At 56.7% G+C, this 13410-nt stretch carries 9 protein-coding genes; 7 read left to right on the top strand and 2 right to left on the bottom strand.

Annotation, left to right across the window (positions count from 1 at the left end; genetic code table 11):
* The first annotated feature begins 36 nt into the window (after positions 1–36).
* The 6 genes from ACFR9U_RS04640 (at position 37) to ACFR9U_RS04615 (ending at position 12030) form a co-directional block, all read left to right on the top strand.
* Positions 37–1089: a transcription initiation factor IIB family protein gene (locus tag ACFR9U_RS04640; RefSeq protein ID WP_247376242.1), complete on the top strand. Its 1053-nt coding sequence runs from the start codon at positions 37–39 to the stop codon at positions 1087–1089.
* Positions 1090–1723: 634 nt separating this feature from the next.
* Positions 1724–2566 (top strand): hypothetical protein, encoded by an 843-nt coding sequence (locus ACFR9U_RS04635; RefSeq protein ID WP_247376244.1) that lies wholly within the window; start codon positions 1724–1726, stop codon positions 2564–2566.
* Positions 2567–3396: 830 nt separating this feature from the next.
* On the top strand, positions 3397–9489 hold the full coding sequence (locus ACFR9U_RS04630) for a hypothetical protein (RefSeq protein WP_247376246.1): 6093 nt from the start codon (positions 3397–3399) through the stop codon (positions 9487–9489).
* 8 nt (positions 9490–9497) lie between these two features.
* Positions 9498–10256: an immunity 49 family protein gene (locus ACFR9U_RS04625; protein WP_247376249.1), complete on the top strand. Its 759-nt coding sequence runs from the start codon at positions 9498–9500 to the stop codon at positions 10254–10256.
* A 457-nt stretch (positions 10257–10713) separates the two neighbouring features.
* Positions 10714–11037, top strand: a complete 324-nt coding sequence (locus ACFR9U_RS04620; protein WP_247376252.1) for a hypothetical protein — start codon at positions 10714–10716, stop codon at positions 11035–11037.
* 291 nt (positions 11038–11328) lie between these two features.
* A complete protein-coding gene (locus ACFR9U_RS04615) occupies positions 11329–12030 on the top strand; it encodes a hypothetical protein (protein WP_247376254.1) in 702 nt (233 codons plus the stop codon).
* A 377-nt stretch (positions 12031–12407) separates the two neighbouring features.
* Here the strand turns inward: ACFR9U_RS04615 and ACFR9U_RS04610 are convergent, their stop codons facing one another.
* Entirely contained in the window at positions 12408–12662 is a 255-nt protein-coding gene (locus ACFR9U_RS04610) for a hypothetical protein (RefSeq protein WP_247376257.1), read from the bottom strand.
* Positions 12659–12994: a hypothetical protein gene (locus ACFR9U_RS04605; RefSeq protein WP_247376260.1), complete on the bottom strand. Its 336-nt coding sequence runs from the start codon at positions 12992–12994 to the stop codon at positions 12659–12661. Before ACFR9U_RS04605 ends, ACFR9U_RS04610 begins: the two co-directional genes overlap by 4 nt.
* A gap of 151 nt (positions 12995–13145) precedes the next feature.
* On the opposite strand from ACFR9U_RS04605, the gene ACFR9U_RS04600 reads away from it, so the two are divergent.
* Positions 13146–13379, top strand: a complete 234-nt coding sequence (locus tag ACFR9U_RS04600) for a helix-turn-helix domain-containing protein (RefSeq protein ID WP_379813862.1) — start codon at positions 13146–13148, stop codon at positions 13377–13379.
* Positions 13380–13410: the final 31 nt, after the last annotated feature.

The following is a 13410-nucleotide window of genomic DNA, read 5'->3' as shown; positions in this document are numbered from 1 at the left end:
GTCGGCGCGTGCGCGCCTTCGGATCAGTGAGATCCAATGAGTTCTAACATCGAGATCAGTGAAGAAGCTTCGGCTGCACAGGCAGTTGACAACCACACGGACGAGCAGACGACCCACACGGAGTGCCCAGCGTGTTCGAGTCGGGTGATCGCGGACGACGTCGAGACGTTCTGTCGGGACTGTGGCCTGGTCGTGCGGCGCGACGACCTGGCACGGACGCCGACGCCGAGCGTCCACGGGCCGACCAGGGTGAGCGGTCCCCAGGAGTGGGCGATCGAACCCACCACCGCGTTCCGGGTTGACAACGGCCTCGGGTCGCGGATGGACCTCGGGATGGACGGCAACGGGAACCCACTCTCGACGGACCGGCGGCGACGACTCGGCCGGATGCGGACGTTCCACCAGCGGTTGGCGGATCGCGAACGGCGGCTGGCCGACGCGCTCCGGGACGTCGAGAACATCAGCACGAACGCCGATCTCCCACGCTGGGTCGGCGAGGACGCGGCCCGATACATGCGCCGGGCGGACGCCGAGTGGCTCGCTGGCGGGCGGATGGCCTGGGAGTCGCTGGCCTGCGGCGCGGTGTTGCTGGCGACCAGAGCGGCTGGGTTCGAGCGAGAGCCCGAGCGTATCGCCCACTACGCGAAGACGAGCCACGAGCGGGCGTGTGCGGCGGCCCGGAAGATCCGGACGGAGTGCGGGCTGGTCGGCCAGGTGCCCCCGGTGCGGCCGGCCGTCGTGGACGCCGTGCTCGCCGGGCTGGACGACGAGTTGGCGACCGAGACGGTGCTGGCATACGCGCGCCTCGGGCGCTACCTCATGGGGATTGCCGACGCGGAGCCGATCGGCCCGGGGACGACCCGGGTGACGGTGGCGGCGTCGGCGGTGTACGCGGCTGACCGGCTGACCGACGGGAAGGCGCTCACGCAGGCCGCGGTGGTGGCGGCGGGCAGCCGGGTGTGTCCGACGACGACAACGCGGGTCTCGCGGTACTCCCGGGCACTTCACGACGCCTACCGGGCGCGTCACGGGCAGGTCGCACCGGCGACGGTGCTCGAACGGGCGACCGACGGTGGGCGGCTGCGGTAGGCTGGATCCACCCTCTTTTCTTGTTATGCGGGCCAGACCACCCGCGACCCACCGCCCCACCCTCCGATCCGTGCTCGCTGCTCACGGGTCACGTCGTGACCCGTTCGCTCGTCGCGGCCTCACGGCGTTCGGCCGCGCGATCACTGCGCGCGCAGCCACGACCTCCTCGTGGGGAGTACACTCTGACACCCGGTACAGTGAGCGCCACGTCGTGGCGAGAGAGACGGGTGGGGGCCGGAGCACCACGTGTGTTCGGCGGCCTGTGATCGGAGGGAAACGAGGAGCCAGTGATGGGGCAGTGTCCCGGCAGGTGTCGACAGTCCGCGACCGCCCCGCAGCGGGAGGTCGGTCCCTCCGGGGCCGTCGGTCCCTCCGACGGTCGCTCGGCGCTCGGGCCGGTCCCACGGCCCTCGCGCAAGTCGAGACCTCGCTCCCTCCCGGCGGCTGGACGGTTTGCACTATCGGGTTCGCAAATGACGACAGACGCCGGCGTGTGGACGGTACCCGAAGCGTGACAGTGTGTCGTAGAAATAATGTCTCACGGCCACATCATTGGGGCAATACGAGTCTCGATCATGTGCCGGCGGGAATCGTCGGACTAGACATTTATGTCAGGTTAAATTATTGTCGAGATATGGAGCGGCGGCCCGGCGCCATCGCATTCGGATCCGTTCTGATCACTTGTGTCGGGGTTGGTCTGGTCGCACGGCATCCTGTTACTCTGGCGCACGGTGTCGGCATACTCTTCGGGGCTGTTGTGCTAACACTTGGTCTCGCGGGTGTTCTGGGGGTGGGGAAGACGGGAGTGACCCTCCTGCGTTACGTGTTCCCCCAGTCTCGGGGGCGGCCAGAATCAGTAGCTGGTGCCATCTGGGTCAAGATCGAAGGGCAAGTTCATGCCGAATCCGAACGGGTCGAAACTGTCCTCAATGGGCCTGCAGTCGTCCGCGAAACGGAACTCCGACTGCGGGAAACGATCCGTGGCCTTCCGTGGGGGCATTTCACCGACTATCCGTCTGAGCGAAGCGGGGTCCCGTTCAGGGTAGTCACTGGTGAGTCACTCGTGGTTGACCCGGGTGAGTCGCCAACGATCATCGAACACGGGATGCGCAGCGAGACGGGGCGTGCCTTCGGCGCGGACAGCGACCCACCAGCTTCACTGACGGACTTTCTCGATGCACACGGGAAGTCGTTCGAGCCGATCGTCTTCGACGGGCGGATCTTCTCTCATACCTTGTGTGTCGATGAGAGGGTGATCGAATCGGGTGACACTGTTCGTCTGTTCGGGAAGGTCTCTCTGGAGACGGAGACCGGGGACTGGAGACTCCGGCCAGCTGGTGGGGTTCTCGGCGACTGCTATCTCTCACCGGACTCGTGGGGGGCAATCCGAACGCATCTCCTAGCCAATCTCCTCTGGGGAGCGGTCCTCTCCCCAGTGTTTCTTTTCGTCGGTGCGATCCTCGTGTGGCCTCCGTAAGGCGGTCTCGTCGGCCCGTCATGTCGGGCGCTCGGGCCGGTCCCACGGCCCTCGCGGGCGTCGAGACCTCGCTCTCCCGGCGGCTGAACGGTGGGCACCAGTGTGGGTTGCCACTTCCAGGGCCCTCGATTCTGGTGGGCCGTCGCGAGCAGCACGGCGGGACGTACCCGCGTCGACGGCTGTACTATTCTGGGCAAGCATCGAGCGATGCCCTTCTCGGGTAGTGCGTCGGGCGGGCCAGCCCGACCCGGTCTTATCAAAAAGTGCGTGCGTAGGCTCCTGCGTTGTTTGGTAAGACTGTAGAAGACGGCAGATTGTCCGTTTCCGCCAGGATATCGCTGCCAGGGGTGGTTGCTGAAGTGGTAAAATAGGTCGTCACGGAACTGGGCGACTGGCTTTCAGTCTTGCCTGCTTCAACCCATCAAGGGTGCACGTCTAGGCGTGGCCTCCAGCCGTTGACACATGCAGTAGCTAGTTGTGGGACTCGGGAGATGACCCTTTGATTCAGAAGAAATGGACGCGGTCGTAACGCATGTCCGGTACTTCTGGAGTTGCTTGTCTGTCACAACAGGTGTGACTACATTCAGCCTTCTCTCGATATCAGCAGGAAAGTTAGCTTATAATATCGCACTCAACTGGCCGTACTGTACCACAGTCTACAAGAATTCATTCTTGACGGTTGAATTAGATACATATATCAGTGACTGAAATTAAACTCCGAGACGAGGGCTAGTTTGCCGATAGAGGGGTAGACAGCAGGTTATATCATTGAAGATGATTCTCCATTCCAATAACAAGATTTAAGAAGGATCTCTCAAACAGGTTGCTCAATGAGACATTCATACACACTCATAGTTATCTGCACAGTGGTAATGCTGGTAACCGCTCCAGTAACGCCGGTGGTCGGGTATTCCGGCCCTGAGGTTGGAGAGAACGGAAATCTGGAGGGGACACAAACGCCGTTTGGACAGAATATTGTGAATCCGGGGAAACCTGATACTATAGGTGGTCTGCAATCGGGGAATGCAACGGTCACACCAATAGACCCGGGATACATTGGTCCAGACCTATTCAACGGGGAGACGACGCCGAGTGGGACTACCCCCTACGAGCATCTCACGCAGGCTCAGACAGTCATACAATCAATTAACTCGAGCGACCGACAGGATGTAGATCGCGCGCTCGAACGGGCATTAAACCGGCTTAACGACAGCAGCGATGGGTTCCACGGTGAGTGGCGACGGACAGAGAAGAAGCATTTCCTCAGGGATGCACAGGCAGTAACGTCGTTGGCGCATGTGAGTAAGCGCTCATCTGCCGAGCAACAGGTTAGCAACGCGACCGCGATGATTCTAGCGGCAGATCGAGCCAGTGCACGCGTTGCAATCCGTGACGTCGAGCGAACATTCCAGCTCTCGGATGTCGAGGTTTCGCCAAAAGCATCGAACGCACTTGCGGCTGCTCAGCGTGCAGAACAACGGGCAAATGAGACACTTGCGAAAGCGTCGAACAAACACTCGAAACAGCAATTGCGGTCACGGGCACAAGCCGTGCGAGCATACGGACAGGCCTGGCACCACGCACAGCGGGCACTGACCGCAACTGCTCGGACCACACCACCGAACGTGACGATCCGAACCAGGGCAGATATTCCAAGCGAAGAACCAGGGATTCACCGGAATATCCTCGGGACAGTCGAGTCTGTCCGGCCAGTCGAAAATGTCTCAGTCCGTATCGATGGGGGTGATCCGGTTACAGTCCCCGTCAATGGGACTGCAGCCCCAGGTGCGAACGCGACGTTCGGATTCGAAGTAGATGTCCCCTCGAACCAGACCAACATCACAGTGTCCGCTCGCATGCCTCTCCGGTCGGACACGACGACCACCGCCAAAAATACTGAGCGCAAACCTTCCCCCGGAAAACAACGTGCAGGCGACCGAAAAAAGAGCGCTGGTAAAACGAAGTCCAATGGTCCACAGCAGAAGGGAAACCCTGCACGTGAGAAACAGCAATCCAGGGAAAGAGGTTCTGGAGCCAACGAAAACAGTGGCTCCGGTGGTGACGTGGTCGGCCGTGATACTCTCCTGCTGGATGGCGACTACCTTCCGGGCGAATATGAGCGAACAGTCACCAAGACCGATCCATTAGACCCCGATAGTAACTCTACAGCCACCGATAATGACGAAAGCGACAACGGAATCGTTGATGGGTACGAAGACTTTGACGATGACGGGTTAACGACTGTTCGTGAATATACCCGCAAAACCGACCCACTGGAAATCGATACCGATGGGGACGGACTCCCTGATGTTGCTGAGATAAAATATGACCAGCTGGATCCAACAGATCCGGATTCAAACGACAACCAGCGCCTCGACAGCGCTGAAGATTACGATGGAGACAACCTAACGACTGCCAGAGAGATCACCTTCGGAAGTAATCCATTCAAATCTGACACAGATGGTGATGGACTCAACGATTCACGGGAACGGCAGTTGGAGACAGACCCGACAGCCAAGGATACGGACGAAGACGGACTCACGGATCCAGAGGAGGTCGAACTCGGGACTGATCCAACCGATCCTGACACCGACGGTGACGGAGTCATCGATGGAGATGAGACGTTTACAACGACGACAACTAATGAGACATACGATATTTCAGTCGCAGTAACGGGTCCGGGCCAGCAGGCAGCGGCAGTAGAAATTCGAAACGGAACACGTCTTGGGTTTGAAAGTGGACCAGTGAGTGACGCTCGGGTCACTCCGATTGTGGACCTGACTACGACCCGGGAATTCGAACAAGCAGAGCTCACGTTCGAGTATTCCGACTCGTCTGTGGGCAATGAGTCTGCGTTGACCGTCTACCGCTACAATGAGACGGTCCAGTACTTTGAACCGGTTCCGACAACCGTTGACCAGGCGAATGATACGGTGACGGCCACGACGTCACACTTCTCGCGATACACAGTAATGAACGCGACGGCGTGGCAGAACTATACCGAGTTGCAGACTGCCGGTGAGATACCAGGAACGAATGGCTCCGCTGACAGCCCCGAACCTATCGTCTTCCAGAACCAGTCGTCGTTCACTTGCCAACAATCGTGTGACTTCCAGAATGAAACGACACTCATTCTGGGTGGTGTCCCAAGTGCTCGAAAGATCATCGTTGAACAGAACAACCGTTCGATCGAGGCTGTCCCTTTGAGTAACGGGCAACGAATCGAGACGTTCTACGACTATGCCAACGCGCAGATCAACTCACCTCTCCCGATTGCAGAAAGCGATAAGAGTCAACTGTTCTTCTGGTCTGGACCTGATGGACTGAGCCTTGTTTTGCTCCATGATAAGCCTTATGACGGGTCTGGGGGTGCCGTCACGATGACATTTGATGACCTCCCCACCAGTCAAGGCAGTTGGGTGGTCAAGGACGACCCCGGTGACTTTACCTCGGAGACGCGATTTGATTGGGCCTGGAACTACAAACGGACTGACGGTGGTGTCTTCCGTGGCGGACTGCCGAACCAGACCATATCTATCTCGCCTGCATTCAACGACGCTGCAAGTCAAAGCCCTCTTTCATCAGGTGAACTCACCACGTGGCAGGTGTTAACCGGGCAGGCGACCGACCCGCGTTCGATTTCGCTGGATATGGATGAGCCAGTGACGATTCACATCCCTGAATCACCGAACACTGGTGACAATCCAAACAATACGACAGGTGATACGGGCCAAGCTTCGTGGGAGTACTCACTTACGGACTCGACTGATCAACTTGCGATCTTCTATCAGACAGAACAGACGGACGTCAATCCAAACGCGACAGTAATTGCAACCGATGCGAACGGCAACACTGTCACTAAATCGCTCTCGATCGGGACTGTCGGTACAGTCCGCGAATACCTCAATGTCTCGGAACTAAGCGGTGACACAGCGACAATATCGATCGCTGCGACTGGCGTTAATCTCCGGTCACAGGTTGTTCCCCAGACGGTATCAGCCCCCACATCTAACGACTCCGACAATGATGGAATTCCAGACCGTGTCGAACAACGGCTGGGAACTGATCCGAATGACGCAGACACAGATGGCGACGGGTTGGATGACGGTCTCGAAGTCGGTGGGTTCCATACTATAAATGGGATTATCACCACCAATCCGACCGAAAACGATACCGATGGCGATGGTCTCACCGACGGCCAAGAGGTCACACAGTACTGTAATGATGGCCGACTCAGCTCCCAATACGGAATCTCGGCTGATTGTCCAGACTACCTCCCGGACGATCACTACCTCCTCTCAGGTGACCCACGGAAACCACATTCCGACCGCGACCGGCTGAGCGATGCCGAAGAAGTTGCTGACGCAAGCATCAATATCACCACAACGCCGGAGGCGACGCGCGATTACGTCACTGCCGTCCAGAACGATGAGAGTGGTTACGACCACTTGACTGAGAAGCCACTGGCTGAACTCTCCAATCCAATGGAAGCTCATTCAGATGAGGACGGGATCATCGACCATGAAGAGGTCCGGCGGGGGACATCACCGAAACATACGGATACTGACGGTGATGGAATCGACGATGCCGTCGAACTCGAAGAGGGTTCGGGTGCTACCCTGTACGATGCTGACCCGCCAGAAATCCAATTCAGGTCAGTCACGGTTGAGGAGATCTGTACCGTCGATGTCGATGTCGACGTGGAGTTGAGCTGGGACCCAGTCGATATCGATGGAACAGGGTCCTGTGATGATGAATGGGCGCCCGAGTACGTCGTGGACTACGGAGTCTACGACAATGCCGGACTCCAGCGGATCGAACTCCGGAAGAATGGCAACGAGTTCGAATCGACGTCCGATAGCGATTACAACCTCGATGAGGATTACGAGTCAATCGACAAATTCCGGTTCAATCCAGCACTGAACCTTGAAGACAGTTTACTCGGCGAGAAGGTCACTGTCTACGCCAAAGACGAAAACGGAAACGACCGAGCACAAGAGTTCGTCGGCCGGAACGTCTTCGCTGACACTGCCGGTCTCATCGAACGGGGGACAGATCTGCCACAGGCCACATCGACCAATATCTACACATCACTCGGTCTCACGAGTGGGCTGAGTTACGGCACGGGCCAGTCTATCGATGGACTTGCAACCTTGGCTCAGGAGCCAGGTCAGGTGATCAATGGCTTCAGTCAACTCATCGACATCGCACAGAACGAAACCCTTCGGAACCAGGTGCCTGGTGCCATCGTCGGGTCGGTCCAGCATTCCCAGCGTGCACAGAACCCACTTTCAGCTGGGTCGTTCAACAACGCCTCGTTCGCAGGCGGCTGGTACGTTGGCTACATTGGTGCCTTCGTCGTCGAAGAGGCAGCACTCTCAAAAGGGGCTGGACTCATCGGAAATGCGGCGCGGACGTCGACGACGATTTCGCGCGGGCTTGATGCGGCCGGCGGCTTCAAAGTCCTCGCCAAAGCAAAAGCGACTGGGCTGGCTCGTAGAGCGACCGTCGGGAGCCTCAAACGCGCAAATGACGTCCTCCCGACGCAATTCGCTCGCGGCAGAGCCGGCCGAGCACTCGGGACACTGGACACGGTGAAATCTCGCGCCACTATCGAGGCAATTGACCGCATCCCGAGTGAGCGGCTCCGAACCATCCGAGATGCCGCTGGCGAACGGTCGACGGTGCAGTTTGCAGCCCGCTACGGCAAAAGCGGAGCGAAAGTCGTCAAGAGCATCGGACAGACACCGGCCCGGACGCTCGTTCGCATCCAGGACGACCTTCGATATCAGCGGATGGTCGTCAAGGCGTACAAGAACGATCCTGACGTGACCAAAGCGGACATCGGCCGCTCGATGCGCCGCTACCGGACTTTTGACGGTGCAACCAAAGCACGCTACACGACGCTTGTGGCTGACGGTGGCCCGCGGTCGCTGAAAGCCTTCCGCGAGTTCTCCGATGCGGACCTTCAGCGGTTCCTCGATGCCGATGCGACGGTGGCGGACCAGCGGCTCTTCATCCAGGTCGCTGGTGAGGATACAGCCGACATTGCGAACTCGCTCGACGATACCACGCTGAATGCATACCTAGATCGGCAGTTAGTAACTGGCCGGTCGTCGGGTTCACTTGTCCCGGACGGTGGAATTGATTATCCACTCGCAGCACAGCTCTGGTCGGGAGGGATGGCCCGGAGGGTCGCTGATGCCGATGTGCCGATGGGCTCGCTGAAAACGAACTTCGATGAACTCCGTGATGTCGATGTCGGTGACGGAACAGCTACATTCGATATCACGAATGAAGGCGTGCCAGCGACTGTTCGCTATCCAGATGATGGTCGAGTGTATCTCGACCAAGCGATCGAAGCAGAGGCGCCAGGATTGTTGGACGAATATGGTATCTCGTCACTTGACGAGGCGTCCTCATTGGGGCCCAATCAATTGACGAACCTGAAAGGGGATATTGGTGAAGAGGTAATCGCTCCTCGTATCGCTCGTGAGAAGGGATACGAAGTGGTCGATGTCCCCTTCGAGTCAGGAACAAGCGAGACTGGATTTGACGTCGTGGCTCGTGATCCAAATTCAGACTCAGATGAGCTTATCATCATTGAAGCGAAATACAAGACCTCTAGTGCATCCCAAACGGTGACTAAGGATGGTTGGTTATCCAGCACGGAAACGAAAGGTCACCAGATGGATGATGAGTGGATCGACACTACGATCGACGAGTTGGATGCTGCTGCCGAAACCAGTAAGCAAAGTCAGTTCGTAAATGAACTTGAAGATTCACCACTTCGGAAGGAGCTGGTTGCGGTGCAAGATCGGCCAAAGAATGGATTTACCGTTGACGGTGGATTAAAAGATATAGGGCTTGATATCGACGACGTTGATATAATAAAGCTTGGTCAGATACTGGATCAACCGTAGTAAAGAGAATGGAAATAGATACAACTGAGATTTCCGATGAACTACAGCGACTGAAGGACCGCGTCCAGAAACATCAATCTGAACTTAGCGATTCGAATGTTCCCCCAAAGCGAGTTTACAGAGTTAATGGATTTATCGCCCGTAAAGCACAGCGGATAGCTATATTTCAGATAATCCTCGGAGATCTCTCGCAGGCTAACCAATGGTTCAAACGAGCTGTAGAACATCATATATCGAGATATAAAGCGTATGAAGAATATGCGATTGAATCACATTCTCAATCCCATTGGGATAGTGAGCCAACTGTATTACGTGAGGGGTTTTACTCGGCACTTCTTTCGGGTGATGAAGGAGTGATCCAGGAAATAGTAACCGTCTCGTCGATGATGGATCCCGAGTACCCCAATCACCATCGAGACTTGTTGCATGAGTATTACTATGTGAAAGCGCTGGCGGCATTACTCCAGGATGAAGACGCTCGGCAATACATCGCAAACATGCGGGCATTCATAGAGGATCTCAATCCCGATCTCGTACAGTACTTCGAGCCGTTAGCGATCGCTCTCGAAGGAATCGCTACCCACGATACAGAGCAACTGCATGAGGCCATTGAGCAATTAGTTGAATACCATGCTGCTGATATCGCTGATCAGCCCAGTTCAGCACAGGAGTATGTTTGTCTCCCAGCACTCGCGCTGAGTAAATTGGCCGAAAGACACGGACTGGAAGTCGATATTGAAAGTGAATACATCCCGCAGGAACTTTGAGGAGAGCTCAGTCAGACCCTGTGGCCTGCAGGAAACAGTATGACTCGTCTGAAGTTCAGGACGATTTTCACATGGCAACATGGATGGGTGAACAATTCACGACTGGAAAATCCAACTCCTAAGAACCGAAACACCCGATACATGGTTCCTCGGGAGTGTCCTGTACTGTCTGGTCGCCCAGGGTACCCGGTACAATGCTGGAAAGTACCCCGGAAGATACATCATTTCGCCGGAGGGTTTCGCCGACGAAATCAACGTCCGAGAAGGGGAAATTGACGAGCGGATAGAGAAATTGGGAACGATACTTGAACAGTATGATCGATTCGATTCGGCGAGTACACAGATTGGAGTGGGACTCACCAGGAGAGAGACCAACGAGCCACTCCCGTTTACACTGACTCTGAACCCGACAGACCCCGGTGGCTGTCGGTTAGAAATTGAAACACACAGTTCAGATGTGCAGGAACCGGAGCGGTTCCAACGGGTTGTCGATTTAGCAACCGTTCTCTTCGACCGGTTCAAGTTCGATTTCGGCGCATACAGAAGTGAACACGCGGATCCGATTCCGTCACGGGTGAACGAGATCGGTCCTGACGATGCCAGTCTCGTCACGTACTATTCCTCAGCGATGGTCGACGAAATCGGCCGGGACAAACTCCGCACTGCGCCGGCCGTCGCTATCGAGGAACTGGACTCTGGCGGGGTAATGGTACTTGCCGGTGAGGATATCAACTCGTTCGACGGCGTTGACGATCTTCGAGGATACCTACGCGAGCGCTGAGCCAGCACCAACCACCACTCAATTCATTCTGACTTGAACCCACTCGTTGAGTTCCTCGTGATGAACTCGCGTGATTCGTGTCGGGAATCACTCGAAGTACGGCTTCGGAGAGCTACGAGTGAAGTCAGTCACCGCAGATTAAAGGTAACTCAGCAAATATATAGAACATCTGAAGCCAAAGCACAGACATATGAACAATGACCGGTGCCGATCCCTCAGCGTCCCTGTCGGTCAACCTTAATAAAGTAGATTATATTGTCAACAACTGACAATCAGAAATACTCAAAACACATGTCCAAAGAACCAGTCTCAATCTATTACCTCTACCGAGAAAATCGGGACGACATCGTTGGGGAAACCATTCGCGCGCTTCTCGATAACGGCTGTCGGGCCAACAGTGATGGTGCAACTCACGGCTGGCGAGTGACCGCAAGCCGAGATTGGGACCACGTCGACTCAATCGAAGAGGTGATCGACCTCTTAGATTCCGCAGACAGTGGCCGCTGTGAGGTATGGGCAGAACGCATGCCGATCGAGGTGTCCATCGACATCGAGACGAGTCGTGTGCCAACTGGGTTCCGGCATGTCGCACTCTCGGTATCCAATCTCTATTTCAAGGAGACCAGTCACGATGACGACCGAACCCGTGATGAGTATCTGGGTCGGTTCTTGCAGCTCTCGAATGCTGTCCACCGTCGTACCGAACCGTTCTGCGGATACGGCTTCTACAGAAGTCCACGTATCGAACGGTATGTTCCGACAGAAGAGCAGGTCATTACTGGTGACATCGACTACCCGTGCTGGGCGAACTATTTCTCCCGACGAACAGTCGACAGTATCGGCCGGGAAACTATCCTTTCGGCACCCGTCCACCGAACCGAAACGCTCCACGATGACAGTATCCTTCTCGTCGTCAATCAGTACCCCTATCAGTTCCCCGGGGCGGATCAAGACGCCGTAGTTGACCATTTGGGCCTCTCTCTCCCCACGTAGATCAGGAGTCGGGATTACGTGCGAGCTTGACCAATTTCTGTCTCAAGTACCACCAAGGCCATGAGCGGACAGGTCTCAAAGCGTGTGAATACCGTAGAATCCGTCATTGACTGCTGTCGGCCACTCGTCGTCTTCAGTGTCTGTGAGAACGTGCAATTATGATAATGTATTATAGTATGACATGGACTTGTTTGACCGGAATACTGACTCAGAGGACGAATCGGGGTATCATGACCAGAATGCCCGATCTCGTTCGGAACTTCGTAACAGCCCACGCATTGTGTAGTTCTTGTCTGACTCCACTTACAGCAGATACCATACAGGGATAGTGACCAACTGACGGCTGTCCCGCACCGAAAAATTGGATTCGAGTTCCGCTACTGGTCGACGACGGCGAGCCCGTGCCACCAGTCGCCGCGCGGGCCTGCGTGCCTGAGCGTTAAGCTGTATTCCCCGAAGATCCCACTGACGACGGCGGGGATGCCGTCAGTGCGGAGCGTCACCTCCACGGTCCAGCGGTCGGTGGGGTCGACGCTCGGTGCGACCACGTCGACGCCGATCACCGCGGGGACGGTTTCGAGTGCGTTCACTGCATTGTGTGCTTGGTGACGGGCCTCGACGCGGCAGCTCATGCCGTGGCCTCCTGGGCGGCGTCCTTCGCCAGGTTGTAGCGAATGTCCGCCGCCTGGGCCTTCGCGGCTTGGTGGCGGTCGTGCGCTGGTGTTTCTGCGTTCCACCACTCGTCGATCCAGCCGCACTTCTCCTCGCGGACGTAGTCGATCCAGTGCTGGACGGCCGGGCGAGCGAGTTCTTCGGTGTGGACGACGTCGCCGTCGACGGTGACGGACAGCGTGGCCCGGACGGGGTCCCAGCGGTGGCACCGACCGCGTTGGTCGTAGCCGATCACCGCTGCGTGATTCGAAACGGCGGTACGCTTTTCAGAATCGTTGTCGTAGTCGGTCATGGTTTCTAGCACAGAAACCCGGCTCGCCTGCTGGAACAGGCGGGCACTTTTCCGCGAAAATCGCCCTACAGAGCCGGGTTTCCGTATCTCTAACATGGACCCATAACCCCATAAATTTTTGCCACGCGGAAACTAAACAAGAGGTTGAGTCATGGACTCCGCGCATGGAAATCAGAAGGTATCGGACAGCCGGATAATAGAAGCAGCTGCCAAAACTGAGGGGCCGTTCTTCACCGCTGGCGAGGTTGCAGACGAACTTCCAGTAACTCGTACCGGTCTCTCAAACCGTCTAAAGAGCCTCCAGGAAGAAGGGCGAGTAGATCGGAAAAAGAGAGGAAACTGGGTCGGGTGGTGGCTGACGGAGGACTACTCCGACTCTCGATGAGTTGCTACGCGTTCGCGGCCAGACTCAGTTA

This window comes from Halorientalis brevis, assembly GCF_042678165.1.
GTDB classification, from domain to species: Archaea; Halobacteriota; Halobacteria; order Halobacteriales; family Haloarculaceae; genus Halorientalis; species Halorientalis brevis.
This window is presented reverse-complemented; position numbering and strand designations above follow the sequence as displayed.